This is a genomic window from Alphaproteobacteria bacterium (genome assembly GCA_019746225.1).
Lineage (GTDB): Bacteria > Pseudomonadota > Alphaproteobacteria > Paracaedibacterales > VGCI01 > VGCI01.
Map to the genome: position 1 here is coordinate 60,120 of JAIESE010000013.1, position 20,000 is coordinate 80,119.

At 38.2% G+C, this 20,000-nt stretch carries 15 protein-coding genes; 7 read left to right on the forward strand and 8 right to left on the reverse strand.

The annotated features are described in order from the left end of the window. Window positions 1-22: 22 nt before the first annotated feature. Window positions 23-1,210, reverse strand: coding sequence for a site-specific integrase (locus tag K2Y18_02210; protein MBX9804550.1), 1,188 nt, complete (start codon window positions 1,208-1,210; stop codon window positions 23-25). Between the two features lie 621 nt (window positions 1,211-1,831). Here K2Y18_02210 and K2Y18_02215 point away from each other — a divergent pair. The 3 genes from K2Y18_02215 (at window position 1,832) to K2Y18_02225 (ending at window position 5,189) form a co-directional block, all read left to right on the forward strand. Further along, window positions 1,832-2,833, forward strand: a complete 1,002-nt coding sequence (locus tag K2Y18_02215; protein ID MBX9804551.1) for a response regulator — start codon at window positions 1,832-1,834, stop codon at window positions 2,831-2,833. Window positions 2,834-2,990: 157 nt separating this feature from the next. Next, the gene (locus tag K2Y18_02220; protein ID MBX9804552.1) at window positions 2,991-3,863 is read left to right on the forward strand and encodes a class I SAM-dependent methyltransferase; all 873 of its coding nucleotides are present in this window, start codon (window positions 2,991-2,993) and stop codon (window positions 3,861-3,863) included. Between the two features lie 9 nt (window positions 3,864-3,872). Further along, window positions 3,873-5,189 (forward strand): HAMP domain-containing histidine kinase, encoded by a 1,317-nt coding sequence (locus K2Y18_02225; protein ID MBX9804553.1) that lies wholly within the window; start codon window positions 3,873-3,875, stop codon window positions 5,187-5,189. Between the two features lie 274 nt (window positions 5,190-5,463). On the opposite strand, the gene K2Y18_02230 is transcribed toward K2Y18_02225, so the two are convergent. Then, the gene (locus tag K2Y18_02230) at window positions 5,464-8,805 is read right to left on the reverse strand and encodes a tetratricopeptide repeat protein (GenBank protein MBX9804554.1); all 3,342 of its coding nucleotides are present in this window, start codon (window positions 8,803-8,805) and stop codon (window positions 5,464-5,466) included. Between the two features lie 291 nt (window positions 8,806-9,096). Here K2Y18_02230 and K2Y18_02235 point away from each other — a divergent pair, with 291 nt between their 5' ends. Both K2Y18_02235 and K2Y18_02240 read left to right on the forward strand, forming a co-directional pair. Then, on the forward strand, window positions 9,097-11,976 hold the full coding sequence (locus tag K2Y18_02235) for a hypothetical protein (protein MBX9804555.1): 2,880 nt from the start codon (window positions 9,097-9,099) through the stop codon (window positions 11,974-11,976). A 91-nt stretch (window positions 11,977-12,067) separates the two neighbouring features. Then, window positions 12,068-12,772 (forward strand): hypothetical protein, encoded by a 705-nt coding sequence (locus K2Y18_02240; GenBank protein ID MBX9804556.1) that lies wholly within the window; start codon window positions 12,068-12,070, stop codon window positions 12,770-12,772. Between the two features lie 66 nt (window positions 12,773-12,838). Here the strand turns inward: K2Y18_02240 and K2Y18_02245 are convergent, their stop codons facing one another. Further along, entirely contained in the window at window positions 12,839-13,012 is a 174-nt protein-coding gene (locus tag K2Y18_02245) for a hypothetical protein (protein ID MBX9804557.1), read from the reverse strand. A 77-nt stretch (window positions 13,013-13,089) separates the two neighbouring features. Further along, window positions 13,090-14,064, reverse strand: a complete 975-nt coding sequence (locus tag K2Y18_02250) for a hypothetical protein (protein ID MBX9804558.1) — start codon at window positions 14,062-14,064, stop codon at window positions 13,090-13,092. 319 nt (window positions 14,065-14,383) lie between these two features. Here K2Y18_02250 and K2Y18_02255 point away from each other — a divergent pair, with 319 nt between their 5' ends. Next, a complete protein-coding gene (locus tag K2Y18_02255) occupies window positions 14,384-15,274 on the forward strand; it encodes a hypothetical protein (GenBank protein ID MBX9804559.1) in 891 nt (296 codons plus the stop codon). 114 nt (window positions 15,275-15,388) lie between these two features. Next, the gene (locus K2Y18_02260; protein MBX9804560.1) at window positions 15,389-15,976 is read left to right on the forward strand and encodes a hypothetical protein; all 588 of its coding nucleotides are present in this window, start codon (window positions 15,389-15,391) and stop codon (window positions 15,974-15,976) included. Window positions 15,977-16,024: 48 nt separating this feature from the next. Here K2Y18_02260 and K2Y18_02265 read toward each other — a convergent pair whose 3' ends face one another. The 4 genes from K2Y18_02265 to K2Y18_02280 form a co-directional block, all read right to left on the reverse strand. Then, window positions 16,025-17,245 (reverse strand): hypothetical protein, encoded by a 1,221-nt coding sequence (locus K2Y18_02265; GenBank protein MBX9804561.1) that lies wholly within the window; start codon window positions 17,243-17,245, stop codon window positions 16,025-16,027. Between the two features lie 132 nt (window positions 17,246-17,377). After that, on the reverse strand, window positions 17,378-17,956 hold the full coding sequence (locus K2Y18_02270; protein ID MBX9804562.1) for a hypothetical protein: 579 nt from the start codon (window positions 17,954-17,956) through the stop codon (window positions 17,378-17,380). Window positions 17,957-18,018: 62 nt separating this feature from the next. Next, entirely contained in the window at window positions 18,019-18,579 is a 561-nt protein-coding gene (locus K2Y18_02275) for a hypothetical protein (GenBank protein MBX9804563.1), read from the reverse strand. 413 nt (window positions 18,580-18,992) lie between these two features. After that, window positions 18,993-19,925, reverse strand: coding sequence for a hypothetical protein (locus K2Y18_02280; GenBank protein ID MBX9804564.1), 933 nt, complete (start codon window positions 19,923-19,925; stop codon window positions 18,993-18,995). Window positions 19,926-20,000 lie beyond the last annotated feature (75 nt).

A 20,000-nucleotide genomic window follows, 5' to 3' on the forward strand; every position in this document is an offset into this window, starting at 1 on the left:
CTTATTATTTTGATAAACTTTATTAAGAGGACGCTCTACCTGCTTTATTACTTCTGGAACTGATTGCTTGCGCCTTATTTCCAAAAAACTCCGCAGCCTGTCTCAACGGTGCATCCGCTAGATGTGCATATCTTTGTGTCGTTGAGGCTTGGGTATGTCCTAGTAGTTTCCCAACAATACTCAAACTTAACCCACTGGAAACCAGGTGCGAAGCATGGGTGTGTCGTAAATCATGAAGACGAACGTTTTGTAGGCCGGCCTTTGTTTGAATAGTCTTCCAGGCTTTTTTAATATCTTGGAGGGACTTTCCATGAACTCTTCCAGGGAACAAATGGTCATCCCTGCTTATTTCTTTCATGCCCTTTAAGAGTGTAATAACTTGAGAAGAAAGGGGGAGATGTTCCATACGATTTTGTTTGGTTGTATGGGCCGGCTTCGTCCAAATGCCTTTCTCCAAATCGAATTGATCCCATGTAGCACTTAAGACTTCTCCGCGCCTGGAGCCTGTGAGCACAAGCAACCAAATGGCGTTAGCAACATTTTGATTGTGATAGGATTCAAGTGAGCCCCATAATTTTTCGAGCTCAACTTCATCAAGCCAGCGATTGCGTTTTTGTTCCTGGTATTTTTGAACACCATTCACAGGATTATCCGTGCGCCATTTCCATTGGATAGCGATATTGAGCATTTTGCTTAATAATGCCCGAACACGATTAGCCATGTAGGGGGTGTCCTTTAGCTCATGATGTAAATGTTGAATATCTTGTGCTGTGAGTTCCTCAACTTTTTTGTCAGCCCAACGTTTAAGAATAATTCCTTCAAGCATCTTTTCGTCTTCCCGATAGCTCTTTGGTCTTTTGTTGGTTTTGGCATAGAACTCTAAATATTCCTTGGCAAGATCCGCGAATGATGGTTTGATTCTCCTCGCCTGTACCTCTTGTGATGGATCGCCCCCTTTGGCTACATCACCTAAAAGTCCTTTGGCAATTTCACGAGCTTGCTCTGCGGTAACCGCTCCATGAACGCCGATCTTTTTGCGACGTGTCCGGAAAAATTCATTACGATATTGCACAAAATATGTCTTGCGACCTGTTGGGTAAACCCTTACACCAAACCCCCTGATCTCAGAATCCCAAACAAGCAGTTCCTCACTCTTATCTGGCTTAATGCTTTCAACAACCCACTTGGTTAGCTTCCTGCCGTCTTTCATGTCTGTCTCCTTCTCATTGGTAATAGAAATTATAAATCCGGAAGCAATCCGGAAGCAATTGAAATCGATTCAATGATATTTTGATGTATGATGCAAGATGTCAGTTTCGGCAAAAATCGTTTATTTATAGTTAGTTATAGACGCAGGGAGAACGTATGATATGATCAGTCCCACTGACTCTTAATCAGCGGGTCGCAGGTTCGATCCCTGCAGCGCCCACCATAGAAATCAAGGGTTTCAGGTCAAAGAAATCATAAAGATAGGCAACCAAGTTTTTCCAGGTCTAGATAAATGGTGTAAGCAAGTTCTAGACGTTAATTGGGGTGAAAATTTTATAAAAATGTACAAAGAGGGAAATCTTGATTATTATATGATTAACTTACAGAAAGTAGAATCAAGAGCTTACATAACGCCCAACCATATTCACTTTAATACCTGAAGCTATTCAGCTCCACTCTTGAATAAACCTTTCGTCTAAAATTTTAGTACTTTATTATATTTATGGGCAATTTTTGTTTATAATTTGCAAATACTTAAAAATATCATTATACAAGCTAATTAGAATTTAAATTACATGTAAATCATGTATTGAAATTGTATTTAAATTTTTGGAGATATTTTATGATACCTTGTTGTTTTCACCCAACCACAGTGTTGGTTATTGATGATCATTGTGAATTCCTAGAGGGACTCAACCTTGTCCTGTCGCCTGATCAAGCTATATATAAGTTTTTTACCAATCCTAAAAAAGCATTAGACGTTCTTGAATCTCACATCCCTAATCCCTTCTCCAACCGCTATATCCAAAATGTAGATGAGGAGCAATGGGAACATCGTCGGTTAGACGTCAATATATTCGATATCTATCAGGAAATTTACAGACCTCATCGTTTTGATGAGATCTCAACAATTGTTGTTGATTACTCAATGCCAGAAATGACCGGTCTTGAATTATGTAAGAAGATTGCCCATTTGCCCATACAGAAAATCCTTTTAACAGGAGAAGCAGATGAGCAAATTGCTATTCAAGCTTTTAACGAGGGGTTGATACAGCATTATATTCGTAAACATGATCGAAGCATGGCTGACCAATTAAACCAAGCCATTATGAAAGCGCAATGGCGGTATTTTCTGAACTTATCCGAGGTTGCTCTTCAAGCAATTGCTGGCGTTGATGTTGTCGATCATGCCGTTCTCGATTCAAACTTCCACATTTTTTTCAATAATTTGCTTAAAGAACATAAGCTTAAAGAAGCATATATATGTGAATCAATGGGAAGCTATTTGTTTTTAACAGAAGAGGCTAAAGCGTATGGACTTGTCGTGAGTATTGCTGAGGAATTAGATATTTGTGCTGATATAGGAGAAGCTCATAACATTTCCCCATCACTTGTAAGACAGCTCAGGGATCGTAAAATGATGATGTGTTATCATGATCGACAACGTTTATCGGAGCTTAATGCTGTGGATTGGGTTAAATATGCTTATCCAGTCAAAACTTTGGAAGGTGTCAATCGTACCTACTACCATGCATTTGCGCCCAATATATTTCAGATTGATCAATCCAAAGTTATCTCTGTAGAGAATATCCAAGATGGAAAGAACTTTGAAGTTCAATCGTAAAAATTACAATTATGCGCTAAGAAGAGATATATAAATTCAGATCATGGAATAAGTAAATAACTAGCGATTAAGCGCCTGCGACAATTTGGCAGTATAAAGGTAGGTTTATTACCGATAATTTTACAATATGTGATAAAAATAAAATGGAAAGCATATTGTGCATTATCAAAAGTGCCAAGAGGCAAATGTAACGTTTGCACCTATTTCTTTTAAATCTAGGAATGAAATAAATGAGAATAGATTAAACTGGCTTGAGAAGTATTCGAAAAAACTACCTGTGCCAAATTCATTTGGTAATTTCATATCAGAGCAACACCATTTAGATACCCTTGAGTTGTTTATTCAATCAACCCTGGAAACGCGCCATAGGGGGTTATTTTTTCTTCAAAAGATAATTCCTCAATTAACTAACAAGTCTGCCTTTTTAGACATAGGTCCTGGCAAAGGAAAATTAACCAAATGGATAGGTAGAAAGTTTAAGGCTATTACCGTAGTAGACCCATGTTCATTAGCATTAGATAATATTAGGTTACAGCATTTCAAAACGGGTACTTCTTTGGCTAAAATCCAAGATAATTTTATGAACACTGAATTTAACACCCAGAGTTTTGATCTCATCAATATGTCACATGTCATTTATTATATTGAGAAAGATCATTTAATTGAAAATATGAAAAGGGCCTATGATCTTCTAAGACCGAATGGAGTCCTTGTGATTGTTTTCAATGAAGGGTTGCACAGGGAGCAGCTAGCACAGGATTTTGGAGCACGACCAAATTCTTTTGAATTATTTTTAAGAGAATTTTCAATCTTCTATGATGTAAATATTCATTTATACTTATCAAAAGAAAGTTTTCTGGTAAGTAATTTAGCATCAATGCTGCATATATGCGGGTTACATCTGCATGATTATGGGCAAAAAGTTGACAATAATTCTTTAAAAGCATATATTAAGCACCATTATTTACTTCCTGAAGGCAAGTACAGCATGAGCATGTACCAGAAGTTTGCTATCATCAGGAAAAACTAGGATAGCTTGGTGCTAAATTTTTTAGGTCGAATTCATAATAAAATTGTTCATAAATCTCAAGAAGAAGATTATCCATACTTCACGTATGGTTTGTTTCAACTGATCAGCAATCCTATTTACTACATCCTCTGGTTTTTTGTTGATGAACAAAGTTATGAGAATATCTGGGTAAGAACGCTCATATCTCTTTCGTGCATACCACTGGTTTTTTTTAAACGTTGGCATCCAAACTATAAGAGGTTCTTACCACTATATTGGTATATTGTTTGTCTTTATACCCTCCCCTTCTTTTTTACCTTTATGCTCTTAAAGAATGACCTTTCTTATGGGTGGTCGCTCAACAGTCTCACTGGTGTTGTTTTATGTATTTTATTTCTTGATATAGAATCTTTAATGATTCTTGTGCCGATAGGTACTTTTCTAGGATGGCTTGCACATCATATAACAACACCGCTTCCATATTATGATTTTGCTACTATCAAAACCCTGATGATAACATACGGCTCGGCGTTTATCTTTGGAGGGTTGTTTGCTCAGCGGGCACGAAAGACTAATAGAGAAAAAATTCAAACAATGAAAATGTTAGCTGGCTCCATAGCACATGAGCTACGGACGCCTCTATCTGCCATAATGATGAACTCAGAAGCTTTATTACGTTATATGCCCTATTACCAAGATGCCTATCTCAAGGCTACAGATGCAAATTTGCTAACTAAGAAACTTCATCACAGTGAACATACCAATTTCAATAAAATACCTAGCAGTCTTCAGAAGCTCAGTGGTAATGCACAAACGATGATCAACATGCTTCTGACCAATTTAAGTGAAGGAAATGATGACAATAAAGAAGAGTTATGTTCGATGAATCAATGCATAAAAGAGGCCTTAACCGAATATCCGTTTGCTGCACCTGAAAAAACGATGGTTCATTGGGATGATAAAGATGATTTCTTGTTCCTTGGCCAAAAACAAATAATGAAGCACGTAATATTTAATTTATTGAAAAATTCTTTGTATGCCATTGCTGCTGTTGGAAAAGGGAAAATATTTATCAATCTGGTACCATCAAATTCTTTTGAAACGAAAAATATTTTAGTTTTTACAGATACGGGCTCTGGAATTGCTGCACAGCATCTTCCTCATATTTTTGAACGTTTTTATACCAAGACCCGACATGGTACAGGAATTGGCCTTGCGTTTTGCCAAACAGCTATTCAGGGATTTGGAGGAAAAATTTCTTGTTCATCTAAGTTTGGTGAAAATACAACTTTCACCATTACATTGCCTATTTTGAAGGATGGGAAACTGCGGGAAGTCGCCTTCTGAAAATAATCTCAGCAATGCTCGTAAGAGAGTCAAAAGAAAGCACAGGAAGCTCTTTATTTGCTGCAAGCAGGATGAATTTACTTCCTTCAATAATCATGTTACGAACCAGAAAATGGTGAGGTTTCGTCTCATCAAAAAGCTACTCCGTTTCATTGTGGACCCCCTAAGGCAAACGTAAGGATAGATTCTTGGGACCTATAACTCTTAAAGAGTTATTGAGAGGCTTCCAATTTAAGAGGGAAATTTTGCAAGTGGCCCCAAATCCCTCGAATCCTCACACTTGGACCTTAGCTAGCTTTTCTTTAATTTTTTTTATATGGGCAGAATCTTCTGGGAAATGAGCTTTTACAATATCATAGGCTTGTTTTAGGTAGTTATAGGCTTGATCTCTAAAGAGACCTTGAGTGTTTACAGTCAATGAAGCCTTTTTGAAATAGAGGTCGCCTAGGCTTTCAAGAGCTGCATATTTTTCAGGATGGTTGTTATTTTGATAAATCCCTAAAGCTTTAGATAGGAAATTATTAGCGTTATCCAATTCTCCTTCCATAAGATAGACTCGACCAAGATCCAATATAATATGCGCTAAGAATATATTGGATTCACCATGGAGACTTTGATATACAACTAAAGCTTCTTTAAGAAGGGTTTTTGCTGTTATATAATTCCCTATTTCTCCCTCAAAGATACCTAAATTCACCTTGGCATTCGCAATTCTCATCGTATTTTCAGGGCAATATGCCTTATACATTTCTAGGGCGTTTTTAAGCAGGGGTTTAGCTTTTTCAAACTTTCCCATTTTTCGGTAAATGTTTCCTAGATTTGTTAAAGCAAAAGCTACCGCCGAATTATTCTCATATTTATCCTTTTTATAGATTACAAGTGACTCTTCGAGTAATTTTGCAGCTTCCTCATAGTTGCCGAGGTCACCATGAGTTATCCCCAAAAGAACTAGAATATGAGCAACCTTGAAATGAACTTCAGAAAAATTTCGTTTGGAAATCTCAAGGCTTTGTTCTAACAGATCTCGTGCTTTCTTATGGTTTCCAAGATAAGAATGCACAATCGCTAAATGTGATAATGGTGTTAATGGTTCAGATAATAAGAAATCTTCTTTGGGAGATTGATGCTTGTTTATATCAATACACATTTCAAGTAGATTTTTGGCCTGACCATAATCGCCTAAATCTCTATAAACATTCCCCAAATAAAAGAGGGACCGACTATATTCTAATTGATTGTTGGGGAGATGGTGTTTATAAAGTGAAATGCTTTTCTCGAGGCTATCTTTAGCCGCTACATAATTACCTAAGGTCCGGTATGTATTTCCTAAAAAAGACAAGGTTCTGGCAAGAAGCATATCATCTTTATTTTTGAGAGAATTCAACGTAGCGATATTTTTTTCTAAATATATTCTAGAGTTTATATAATCGTTTAAAATAAAGTACATATATCCTAAATTTGTGGCCAACGTCGCCTTATTAGATTCATTTAATAAGTGATTATGGGTTAGAAATTTTTCTAAATGTTCTTTAAAGCGTCTTATCTTTATCGTATTTCCCTTTTCGATTATATCATTTGTATGTACTTCTAAAACATGAGAAATATTTTTCAAAATTTCATTGTTGCTATCCAGTCTAACTCTTCTTGAAATATAGGCTAAAATGATCTCTTGTATCGAACGGTGAAACGATAATGTGGCTTCACTAGAATCAGAAGATGTATCTGTAACAAGAGAGTACTTTTTTAAATTATAAATGAAATTATCAACAATCGTATGGTCTTTGTATTTTACTAACAAGTCTCTAGGTATATTTTGGGAATCAATAAGACTGACCAACAAGAGGAGATCTCTAAAATCGTTGTTTGTATCTATAAGTTTGTTAAGAGACAACGCAACGATCCCATATCGCGTCTTGGTGTAATCCCCTGCTTCCTTTAAAAGGGATTCTTGGACTATTGTGAAATCTTGATTATCGTGAGTTAGGTTATCAAGATATTCTGAGTAGGTAATATTTGTGGTTTTTAAATAATAAGCCGCAATGGATACATCAAGAGGAAATGGGGGAAGCTTTTCAAGGAATATCTTTGCTTCTTCTGTCTGTGCGTGTGAAAAAACGTTTTCCTTTCCCCCACTCATAATCTTAGAAAAAAGAGCCAGTTTTTGCTGAGGGGTAAGTTCTTCGATTTGGAGTGTGCTACCAATATGCTTATTGTTTTGAATGTTGCTGTCCCGTGTTGCAAGAATAACTTTCCCCTGGCCCCACGTGGCAGAATCTTGAGGAAAGTGTGTTTGAATATCTGAAAACTTTTCCACGTTGTCAAAGATAAGAACCCAATCTGAATGTGACCTCAAGCGCTCTTTTACGAATTGGGTGATCCTGTCTTCTCTTTTATTCATAGGCTTTATATTTTGAATCTCTTTTAGGAGTTTTTGATCTTCATCAGTCTGAGCGAGAGCTTGGGATAAGGCTTCAAATGATGAATTAAGCATCTCATGAGTTTCTGCATTGATTTCCCAAATAACATTAGCTTTTTGTGCATGGGCAAATTGCCTTGCTAGGGTCGTCTTTCCTGCTCCTCCCGGTGCTATGAGGGCGATGGTTTGTATGCCCTTTTGTTCCGTAAGCTTCTTCTCTATCTTGGCAAGAAGCTCTGGTCGTGAAAGAAAAGATGACTCTGATGGAATAGCTAAATCTGAACGAATAACCGTTTGTCTTTGAGCTGTATAATAGTAGCCCCATTTATAGATCAGTAAGCCAGTACATGATAACATTATCAGAACAAGCAACCCAAAGAGAGCAAGCCAACTTCTCCGTTTCGACAAACTCTTGATACTCTTCTCTTCTTTTGTAGGAGTTTGAAGAAAGGAAGTTTTACCTTTCTGATCAAGCTTTGTGATGAGATCATCGAAATTAAAACCTGGAAAGAGGACCTTTAAAATCTCAATCAATGAGGCTAAATATGTCTTTTGGTCCAAGGAGAGAAGAACTCTTTTCTTTTTATCAATCACAAACAAAAGGGCATTGGTTGAACTTTCATTTTGGTCTTGTGACTCCTGAGATGCCTTTATACCCTCATTTTTTTCAAGTTCTTCTCTAAGGATGTTTGGAATAACATAAAGAGCATACCTTGAAGTGAGAGATTGTATCTCTTTCATAAGAGAAGACATTGTACATGGAATACAACGAGTCTCAAGTGTAACAATCACCCCAGCAGCTTTGAGAGGCTGTTCCAGTTGAGAAATGTCAGAGCTTTCTGTCCAAAGAATTAGAGAACACGATGGTCCAACGTCACCAACTTTTTTAGAGACTTCTTTTAGCTTCTGCTCAAAGGCAAATTGACAAACAAGTTCTGAATAATGCTGTTTCAAAAGATGAACTTTATCTGAGGCTTCAAGAAAGTCAATGATGCTCTCACGAGAATTGCACTCAAGCTTTATAGAGATGTTATGAATATAGTTTTCAACGGTTTTGGGAGAAAGTGACAAAAAAGAGGCTATTTTTTTAGCCGTCCTACCACTCAAGATACAGGCAAGAATGTCAATTTCACGGGGTGTAAATTTAATTCCATTTATTGAGCCTGCTTCAAGGATAGTTTTATGATTCATGTCTGTCATATATAAATGATCTACTCAATATAATATAAATTAAAAGTTCCATTATGTTCCAAAGTGCCTTTATCCTGAATTATTAGCCAAAACCTTAGATAATATGTAAGAACATAGCCGGTTATTTTTAAGGGTATTTTATACCCTGAGGCCTCCTCAGAGGAGATATTCCGGATAAACTTCAGACAACTCCTCACATAGGTTTGTAATGCTTCTTGTGCTTCATTGCAACTCACTTGCTACCTTTGCATGAAAAACAAGTAGCTAAACTGACTTAACTTACATAGGAAAGGAAATGCTATGAAACGCTATTATTTATTATTATCAGCCCTTCTCACACAAACAACCCCCGTATTATCTTATGATTGGGAGAATGACGAAGCCCCACCTCAGCAAAATAGAAGAGTTGTTGAACAAAGACAACCTCGTCAGCCCGAGATTGCCGGTGGTCTTGATCTACCCAATCATCAAGGAAATGAAGTTGTTTACATAGAACCTTTTGCTATAGGAAATAACCCTCATCAACAAAGAGATGCCCATATAAGTTCATATCAATTTGAACGCCTCCTTGAGTCAACCGAATGTCTGCAAGGCAGAGACGGCGGTGGCCTAATCTACTGTAAGGGTGAACGTGTATATCTTCCTCATATCACTCAAGAAAGTTGGAAGAAAGAAGGTGTTAGTATAGGCTTCTATATAGCCTCTTATAAAGAAACCAGACGTCTTGATTTTATTCACCAAGCTCGCCTTAACAATCGTTTTGAAGAGGGCCTTTACCAATTAAGCTCTGTTCAAGAAACCGGAAATGGCCGTTTGGAAAAATGGACGAGACTCGGAGAAAATCCTCACATTGTAGAAGTTACTACTCCTATAGGTGTGTCCAGCATTCCAGGTATGGTTACCCATGCTCCCTATATTGTTCCAAATGAAAAAGCTGTTCCTGAATTCGCTCTTTTTCAGAACAGAATCGCAGAGACACTTCTATTAACACAAGGAGATGGAAGTTTATATAATGATATGGAACGACCACGAGTCATAGTTCTTGGTCGGACCGGGAGTGGGAAGAGTACATTAATGCATGCTCTTGCTGGGAAGGAACTTCGCGCCAAGAAAAAAGAAAGAGGGGGAATAGGTCTTGTTGCGGTTGATCCCCTTGCTAATATTCATATTGGTCAAGGCCTGAAGCGAGGAACTGATATAGCCACTCCTTGGCTTGATGAGAAAAATAATGTAGTGTATTGGGATTGCCTTGGATTTGGAGACCCTGGAGGGCCTGGAGAAGACCTTATCAATGGCGAAGTTCTTAAAGATCTCTTTAATCATCCACAAGTCAAAGTCATATTAGTTGAAGAATACTCTTCTCTCGAAGGGAATAGGAGTACGGAATTTATAAACCGTCTTAAACAATTAACAGATTTAGTTCCGGAAGAACAAATCCATAAACTCAATGAAAGCTTAGCAGTCGTTTTTACAAAACAATTCTTAGATCATCCCCTTGAGCTAATTGAAGGATTGTCCTCTGAAGAAGGTCAAGCTGAAACTAAAAATATAATATCTCCAAAGGTAAGTAATCTTATTCAAGATCTAGCCCGCCATGGAAATCGAGTATCTTTTCTTCCTAGAGCAACGCATGAAGGAGACTATCAATTTGATAGAGATGCCCTATTGAAGTGTGTTCACATCGAGGAAAATGCAACTTTAAATCGTCCTCATATCAACGTAGCGACTTCTCCTGCCACAAGAGAGTTAGCCGCTCAGTATGGAGAAGACTTAAATAGCTATATTTCAAGCTATCTTAGAACCGAGGGAACACGCCTCGTTCAAAACTTCTGCAGAACGATGATTGATAATCATAGCAACAGTTCTGTTGAATTACGCAAGAGATTTTCAGATATTGTAAGAAGTCTGAGTCAACTTCGAGATGCTTCAAATCCTCAAGATCCTGAACATTTTCTAACCACTTATAAAGAATGCTTTAGTCAATCCTTTGATACACAAGATCTAAGAACGGCTATTGATAGCCTCAACTTTTTAAAACGTATTCGAAAAGACATTCCTTTTCACGTTGGAGAATGGGCACAGGCACTCGGAGAAATGATTAATAAGGTTCAGGTCTTAACAAGGCCTCCCGAATTTATCGTTGAAGAAGGTGTTATGAGAGTTCAAGGACTATATGTGGGAATGACGGACGTTAACACTAAATTAGAGGAATTAAAAAAATCTTTCTCTCATATTTACGTGCACTCCCTAAATACATTTTTTGGGGACGCGAATCTCACAAGTCACGGAACATCCCTCAATATTATTGCACCAAAGTGGAACATCGTAAAAGGCATAACCTTCGATCTCAGTGGGCTTCCGGGAGCTCCTGGTGCAGATGGATCCAGTCCGGGAGCAGATGGACAACCCGGAAAGCCTGGGTTACCTGGAGGACATTTCTATGGAAAAATCTTCGGTGATGATCCTAACAACGCTGTTGGACTAAAACTTCTCTCTGTCAATTCGGATGGTGGACAAGGAGGGATTGGTGGAAATGGAGCTGATGGAGCTGATGGTACACCTGGCAAAGATGGAGATATAAAAAAAGTAACAGAAACAATTCATGCCGCGGAAGATAGAGGAAGAGCTAACTTTGAGTGGTGGCAGGATACACACTATGACTATAATGACGAAGGAAAGCCTGCAACGCCTGGACTAGATGGTGGTTATGCCGGAAAGGGAGGTGAAGGCGGACTTCGCGGAAGTGCTGTTTTAGTGGGAACGACTTGTAATTTTCCATCTCAAGATGGTGCAGTGGGGAGAAATGGAGAATCTGGTGAGGGCGGCAAAGAAGGGGGAGCTCATGGCCGGGATTGTCAAGGTAAACATGTTGTTTCGACACTAGTACATGAATGGCGAAGAGATGGTGGAGGTCCCGTCAAATACTCTTCAGTAGGAAAGAAGAATATCTCTACTCCTATTGAAAAAAAGCATAAGAACTCTACAGGAAGAGCAGGACCTGGACTGAAACCTCCTCCTCATCATTTAAACACAGTTGGTCACCAGAAACCTGCTGCTCAGATCCCTCTAAACACGGATCCACTCGTTCAGGACCATAACGCTCGTATTCAACAAAGAGCAGTCGATCCTGAGGAGGCACCCATTTTAAGGGTCTTTCCAGGACTACCACAGGGTCAATAAGGATTGAAAAATTCCGGCGCTCTTTTGTCAAGAGCGTCGGAGTTCGCTAGCACCTTAACCAACACTTTGATATTTGAAGAAAGGACACAACATGAAACGTCATTATATTTTATTACTTACGGCTCTTCTCACACAAACCTCACCCGTATGGGCATGGGGGGGAGATGACGATGGAGACAGAGATCAAAAGCCAGTTCAACATAAACAAATGCACATAAGAGTGGAACTTCGACCTGATTCTGGACGAGAGGATAAGTCATTTAAAGCAGAAGTGCCAAGATTACAATTACCAATTGTTACGCTTGTGCTTCATCCAAATCCTAACCCACATTCTGTAACCCAAGTAAATACACCAACACCACCTGCCCCTGTTAAACAGTTAGCCCCGTATTCCAATCCCCTTATTATGGATTATTGCGCCTACTATCAACAAGCAGCTGCCGACGCTGATCTCGCTCCTTTCATGCGGGCCTTTCCGAGCCTTCCTATAGATACAGCTGATAAAGCCACTACAAATTTTGGGACGCGCTTATTGCCACAAGCTAATGATGACAAAGGAAACGAGGAACCAAATGAACATCAAGTTCAAAAACCTGCCTTACGTTATTTCGTCTTCAAACAGGAGAAAATAAATCAGGACGGCTTAGAAAAAGGAGAGGAAGAGCAATATACACGCCTTGTATTAGAAGAAGTTGAAGAAGCTGACGCCATCCAAACCGCTATCCGTGAAACAGCCAAAGAGAAGGGAATACCTTTAGAAGTGATAACAAAGATCAACTCACTGGAACCTCAATAAGGAGACCTTCCAAAACAGTGTGGTCGGGTGCAAAACCAAGGCATAAATATTTTACTCCTGAAATATTTATGCCACCTGTTCATTAGCTGCTCTGTAAAACTCTCGAAAGTTCTCAACTAATATCTGGATCAGATCCGCATCAAAGACGATAACTTGAATTGGGGTCTCAATACCTACTGCATTATATGCAGGGCCTCCGTCTTGACCCAAAGGTGAGATAAGAAGTTTATTTGCGTTCATTGGTCGACCCCTTCAAGGGCAAAATCTTCGTTTTAGATATACCTCTAAGATCAATCTGGTTTAAAATACTCAAAATCCTAATGATAAGAGTCTTCTTTCATATCTTGCAGGTATCGTTGCTTTTTTCTGGCCAAGAGGAATTCACTTTCCCTTTTGCTAACCTCGAGATACAGTATTAGAAGGGCAACTTTTTCTTGAAACTCGCCTAATTCCTCATACAACTTCATACACGTCGCAGCAAAAATTAAGTATCTGCCACCCGTGATCTTTGTAGTTATTTTCTCGAAACTCTCTTCAAAAGCAGTTGATTTGCCATAAATCCTTTTGCAGATATTTGTTTGTTGCGTCTCATCAATCTGTCTTAAGAAGGCAAGCTGTCCTTTAATTTCCTCGGAAGAGAGTGGAATAGCCTCTTTACGCATAGATTCATACAATCTATCAGCAATTGGCTTTAAGGCAGTGGTATCACAGAGCCACTGGCATTTTATGGGAACGGAAGCAGCCTTCTCAGAGTGAGGTTTGGTGTCAGCTTTCAATCCAAAGAATGCATTCAATGATCCATCAGAAGAAATCCCACGCTCGTGAGTCTCCCAAAACTCATTATGATAGGCCCTTTCCCATTCAAAGTCATATTCATGAATTTTGTGTTCTTTACGCCTTTGTAATCGGCCATACATCTCCCAAAACTGTTGACTAACATGCTTAAGAATCTCAAAGACCTTAACTCTGTCATTTTCATCACTACTATCGTAAATAGACTTACAAAGATTGGCAAAATACAAAAAGGATCCGTGATGTATCTTAATGCATTGTGTATCAAATAGCTTCTTGAAGGATTCAGGAGCAAAAGAGGCTTTGATGCTATCAAAATCTTTTCTCAAATATAAATCGCCCATAATCTCCTTTATTCTGGATTCGGGAACTATTTTTTTTTGCCATATTGTATTTACAATGCCACAGGTATGATGATCGACAAGTTTTCCATCACACCCTAATGAGGGGTACATAATCAAATGAGATATAAAGAGAATGGATATGGTTGCTTTTAACATACTTTTTGCTCCTAATAAAATCATGCCATATTTGGAACTGAATCTGGTAACCACGAAAATATATTTTCCTTTATAAATTTACATTGTTTACCACTAAATATTTTAATGTTTAAGCTACAACTCAACTCTCTCAAACCTTTGAAGGTATCTACGTAAGTATATAAGCCGTTTAATGCATTATAAACTCATTTCGTAGAAGTTATATCATCTTTTTGTACTCTCATAAATTCCCTCGCTTTTTCCAACCATTTGGGAGTAGACTTAGGTGCTTCTATGTATCCGTACTCTGGTATATTAATCTAATACCAAGGAGAGAAAAATGAAGAAAAGACTCTTAATTCTATTGAGTGTTCTATTGTCACTCGGTGCCAGTCTAGCAATAGAAACTTTGCCAGAAGTTATTCAAAAGGATGTCAACCTTAGACCATATGTAAAAGGTCTCCTTACGAGTGCAACTTTTGTAAAGAGCCCAAGCCTCTATAGTCAGATCGAATCACCTAGTGACTACAAACTTCTTGATTTTGAAATGTTGAGAAAGGGAATTTTTGGAGAAGCAGCATGGGTGCCACAAACCCATGAATTTAAAAGTGCAGTAGTAAATGAATTATTTCGCCCCTATTTTCCTAAATCTGCAACCTTGGATTCACAAATGGTCTTTCTCGCCAATGTTCTTTATTCAGCAGGTAAATCCATATTTCAAAAATTCCAAGATTTCACGCATATAGAACATGCAGCATCTATTGGCCATGCTGGTGCTCAACTTGAAATGTATTTAATTTCCACAAGGGCACGTAAACAACAAGATGCAAGAGATTATCTCTATAGTTCAGCCGCTCAAGGCAACGTAAATGCGCTCCTTAAATTGAGCTCAGCCTATCATGGATTGAGAAATGTTGGGATTCCTAAAGATGTTGAGGTGGCTAAATTACTTTGCCAAGAAGCTTCAGATCTTGGGAGTCCCGAAGCTCGATTTAGAATTGAAGTTGCTCCTTTAACAGAAGGATTCTTTGGTTCAAAAAAGAATTTTCAACAAGGTGTCCGAAAGGCAAAAGAACTAGCAGATGGGGGCAATCGGCGGGCCAAATCGTACATTGAAGCTATGATGAACCGTTCTACAGCTGCATTTCTAGAAGCAGATGATGAAACTACAGATGCCGATCTTGACTTTCTGGAACAATTCCTTGGATGGAAAGACGACATGCGTTATTAGCGTACATAATGTTCCTTTTTGTAGAGTAAGCAATAAAACCACTGAATTTTTGAGCAAATTTGAAAAGACAAAAGGATATGCATTTTTTACATTATGGCAAGAAGAGAAAGCATCATGAAATATAAGAACATCCCTCTGTTAGTACTAATTCTTTCTCTATGCCCATGTTTTTATTCGGTCTCTAATAGTGCAGCTGAAACCATTGTAAGAACAAAGGCTGAAGAGGAATCTTCAAGTATTCCACCCTCTACCCAGCCCTATAGTCTCACTATTAATAGATCCACTGCAATTAAGACAACAGAAGATCCTGTTAATGATTATCTCCAAAGGGGTGCCAGAGCCTACCCACTGCCAGATGATAAGGATGTCATTCTCGAAGAACTAGATTGGCATGATGATTTTGAAACATTAAAAACAAAATCAACCGAGGCTTTACAACACAAACCAGCCGCAATGTCCTATATCGGGTCTATCTATGTTGGAATTGATGAGTATGAAAAAGCTAAGCCTTGGCTTTTCGCTGCAGCTGTACAAAACAACTCTGACGCATTTTGGCTTCTTGCTTCTCTCTTGAACAATGATAATAGAGTTCTCAAATCTAGAGATTTGAAATGCATGGAGGATAATCTTCTTCAAAGATCAGCCTCATTAGGGCACCTTTTTGCAATGGATGCATTAAAATTCACCAATAACACAAAGTAACAATTAATGCTTTAGGTTGCACTAATAAAAGAAATTGCATTATGTCCTTCACAAATGAGAATGATAATAGTCCACATGACGTTTGAACACGCTCGCCCTCGTACTACTCTTAAGAAATTCGAGGCGCCCTTTGGGCAAATAAATAATTTTGTTGCAGAATCTTTCAACAACACTTTCACGATCTTCTGAGACATAGAAAGCAAGCTCTGGAGGAAGTTCGGGAATTATTGCTCTTAAGGCTTCTCGAATATCTTCACGACCATCCAAGCTTCCGGCATCTGTACGGACTAACACGAGATGCTCGAACTTTGGATGCAGTAACAAAGGGGCAAAGATAGTTCCTGCATTGCTACTAAGGGGATTAGAGGATAGATTTAATTCCTTAAAATGACGAGATAGTCCAAACTCTTCTAAACGATTTAAATGCTCCAAAATCCACTGAACGAGTATTTTAGCCCCCTCATCTCCAATTCGATTTTCAGACAAATCAATCCCAGTAAATGATGACAAGTCATCTTCGTGTAACCCATCAATCCATTCTTGAACAGTCACTGACTTGTCGTCATCTGAAACACGCTTATCGACAAGGTAGCGTTTATCTATCCCAGAACCTCGGACTTTTTGAATTGCTTCGCTACAATATTGAGTTATTATAACTGAAGGATAGACACTTTCATGAGACTCAAAGGCCCTTCCCGATGAAAGAACTATTTTGTTGCAGAATCTATCAACGATACTTTCACGGCTTTCCATCAAGTAATAACAAAGGCCTGCAGGAAGCTCTGGGATTTTAGCTTTTAATGCCTCTCGAATAGCAATTTGTCCATCCAAGCACCCTGCATTTGTGCCTTTTAATACAAGACGTTCAAATTTTGGGTGGAGCAACAAGGGAACAAAAACGGCGCTCACCTTTTCACTGATGGGATTATGGGATAAATTCAACTCTCTAAAATGGCTAGATAACCCAAATTCTTTTACCCTATTTAGGTGTTCTAAAATCCACTCAACGAGAATTTTAGCCCCCTTATCCCCTATTTGATTGCGGGACAAATCAACCACAGTAGCTGATGACAAATCATCTTCATGCAACCCATCAATCCATTCTTGGACAGTTACTGACTTGTCGTCATCTGAAACACGCTGGTCTACAAGGTAACGTTTAGGGTACATAAATGTATTATTGTATCTCAGTACGGTTTCCGTTCCATATCCGCTACCCTGCCCCAAAACCAGCAAACTTATAAAAACGATCTTCGATATAAATTTCATGGGTATCTCCTTATAAAAATTCACTATGGAAGGAGTAAACCTTTTGTATTCTTTCTCAGCAGGATATTAAAAAACAACTATCTGTAAAAATTATCAAATTTTCCATCTTCATACTCAAGTTCTCTGTAGAATCTACCAATCTTGTATTTTTACAAATTTAATAGCATCGTCATCTGGTCCCCACGGATAGCTTGGTTTTGATGGTCTATATACAATGTGAAATTCAAAAGTTGTTCTTTCTGTCCTATCTTTCACACCAGTATCTTTTGTATATACTGCTACTTCTGAATATGGCACACCATATTTTCCACTAATGCTTGGTAATTCTCTGATGCTCCCCAAGTGAGGACTCGTTGCAATGCTGGAAATAGCCTCATCCGTGATATCGGTTCCACTCAATATTAGGATCTTTATTCTGGAAAAAGTTGGATTTTTTGAGAGTCGAGCTATAAAATCGTCATTAACGAGAGGCTGATTTCTCAAGTTAAGCCTTCTCAAGCTTATTAATGAAGTTGATGTTATCAAATCCTCAATTTCCTTATGGTTTAGGTTTCTGCCACCCGGGTCCAAATCTGTGACGTCCCTTAAACTTGGTGAACTAAATCCACCTTCTTCTCGAACCCCTTCGAAAGTATTGTATATATCTTCTGAAGCAAATGACTGCACAATTGTGAAAATACAGATACCTATAAACAAAAATATATTTTTCATTTCCGCTCACTCTTACATTTTGAATTGTTTGCTCATTCACTAGTGTTCCTATGAAGCTTTTTTCAGTATTTTTGATCTTCTTCTTCACTTTCTCCTGGGATTGGGGGCTTCATTCCAAATAGAGCATTAAATTTCTCAAGACATTTTTTGGAATCTTCAGGGAATGAATCTTCTTTCCCTTCTTCCTTATCTCTACGTTCTTTACGTAATCTCAGATAATCTTTCTCTTTTTCAGTAACTTTATCGAACAGCAGAAAAAGAGCCAATTTATATTCGAATTCTCTCATTTCTTCATACATTTGTTTACATGTCGTTGCAAAGGATAAGAATCTTTCTCCCTTAATTTCAGCTGTTGTTGCTTCAAAAAATTCTTGAAAAGTTATTGGATGTACGTAGAATTTTGGGTCGATATTGGGTTTATGATATTCACCAACTGCCCGTAAAAAATCTAAATTGTTCTTAATTTCTTCTGGAGGGATTGGTTTATGACTCATTCTTATATCATGATGTAATTTATCGGCATCGTCATTAAGGATCCTAAGGTCAGCCGACCACTCAGAACCTAAAACATGAGTTGTCAGGTATAGAGACAGAATCAAAATAGGATAGATATGCTTTAACATGTATTAGGCTCCTTCCTTCGCAAGGGCTAATGATAGGCGAATATACCTTAAGAAGGTTCAGAAATCAATTAACAGAAGATTATTAGGAACAATAATCTCTGCCGAGACTCGTTCAAAAAGATTAGAAAACATTTTCTGTTAGAAATATGGGGGGTCAATAGCGATTAAAATGTTCTCTTATGAGAACCTGTTTACACCATATAGCTATATAAAAGGGCTCAAAACTGTCATTGCTTTCAAAAATCTACTTTTTATCGTCATACAGAGGCTTTGGTTCATGCCCCTGTCTTGGCCCACAAAACCCCCCAAACGGCCATAGAGGGTTAATTATGGAGATCTACGAACTATTGTGCGGGGGGATTAGCCTTCATTTTTTCTTTCTTATCAATCTTGATAAAGGAGGCATTAAAAAATCATTGTTCTTTTGGGGGGTCAAACATATGCCGAGCATCGTCCCACCATCCAAGATATTCCTCCAAGAAATCTAGATCCTCTTCTGTTATGTCATCATCAGCTTCCTGAAATCCATCTGCAGGAATCCTCATGATCGCTTCAAGATTGGATTGAGCACACTTATTACCCCTATCAGCTAATTCTTTTGTTTTTCGGATACCCTGCTGAAAGTTCTTTTGAGAATTAAAATACCCTTCCCGTAAAGTTGCAACCTCCAATTTGAATTCTGCCTCTTGTGATCCTAAAATAGCGGCTTCCTCACAAAGTAATTTTGCAATAGGGATACTCACGGTCATTTTTAGCCCCCAACCCCCTTGATAAAGCTGACTGAGCTCCAACAAGGCTTTTACATGCCCTTGAGCAGCTGAGCGAAACATAAATTCTTGTGAATTATCTTTACGTAATCTAAAGGCGACAAGAAACATTTTGTATTGAGCGCCAGCATGTCCCAATGAGGCTGCGTGTTGGAGGTGTGCGTAGTTGCGATTTTGAGCATAGAGGCCTTTTCCAGCAGCATAAAGAATATTAGCCAAAAGAATAACTTCTGGATCAGTAGATATTTCTTTCAAGGAGTAAGGGTGTAATAGTTCTTGTAAAGATGCGTTTCTAAATTGATGAACACGAGGCTTCCATGCTTTATCTCCAAACATGTGTTTTAGGAGGTCCCCAAAATCATTTTGTTTATATGATTCATTAGATCCCATACTATTTAGAACCAAGTCTTTATTTAGGGAGTCACAACGGCTTACGAGATCTTTCACATATGGCGTAAGGGAAGGGTCTTTTGATAAAATATCAGGCAAAGAATTTTCAGCGGCAAAAATAGAGTATGAAATTAATAAAGCACTACAGAATTTTAACATAAAGGATAATTTTGTATATTGAGTTTTCATTTGTAACCCCTTCTGCGTGGTATTGAATGAGTGCACGGAATTAGCAGCTCTATATAATCATAACATTCATTTGGA

Excerpts from the sequence above, each read along its gene's own strand:
- K2Y18_02210 (MBX9804550.1), bottom strand. The coding sequence starts at position 1,210 with ATGAAAGACGGCAGGAAGCTAACCAAGTGGGTTGTTGAAAGCATTAAG.
- K2Y18_02215 (MBX9804551.1), top strand. The coding sequence starts at position 1,832 with ATGATACCTTGTTGTTTTCACCCAACCACAGTGTTGGTTATTGATGAT.
- K2Y18_02230 (MBX9804554.1), bottom strand. The coding sequence starts at position 8,805 with ATGACAGACATGAATCATAAAACTATCCTTGAAGCAGGCTCAATAAAT.
- K2Y18_02235 (MBX9804555.1), top strand. The coding sequence starts at position 9,097 with ATGAAACGCTATTATTTATTATTATCAGCCCTTCTCACACAAACAACC.
- K2Y18_02240 (MBX9804556.1), top strand. The coding sequence starts at position 12,068 with ATGAAACGTCATTATATTTTATTACTTACGGCTCTTCTCACACAAACC.
- K2Y18_02245 (MBX9804557.1), bottom strand. The coding sequence starts at position 13,012 with ATGAACGCAAATAAACTTCTTATCTCACCTTTGGGTCAAGACGGAGGC.
- K2Y18_02250 (MBX9804558.1), bottom strand. The coding sequence starts at position 14,064 with ATGTTAAAAGCAACCATATCCATTCTCTTTATATCTCATTTGATTATG.
- K2Y18_02255 (MBX9804559.1), top strand. The coding sequence starts at position 14,384 with ATGAAGAAAAGACTCTTAATTCTATTGAGTGTTCTATTGTCACTCGGT.
- K2Y18_02260 (MBX9804560.1), top strand. The coding sequence starts at position 15,389 with ATGAAATATAAGAACATCCCTCTGTTAGTACTAATTCTTTCTCTATGC.
- K2Y18_02265 (MBX9804561.1), bottom strand. The coding sequence starts at position 17,245 with ATGAAATTTATATCGAAGATCGTTTTTATAAGTTTGCTGGTTTTGGGG.
- K2Y18_02270 (MBX9804562.1), bottom strand. The coding sequence starts at position 17,956 with ATGAAAAATATATTTTTGTTTATAGGTATCTGTATTTTCACAATTGTG.
- K2Y18_02275 (MBX9804563.1), bottom strand. The coding sequence starts at position 18,579 with ATGTTAAAGCATATCTATCCTATTTTGATTCTGTCTCTATACCTGACA.
- K2Y18_02280 (MBX9804564.1), bottom strand. The coding sequence starts at position 19,925 with ATGAAAACTCAATATACAAAATTATCCTTTATGTTAAAATTCTGTAGT.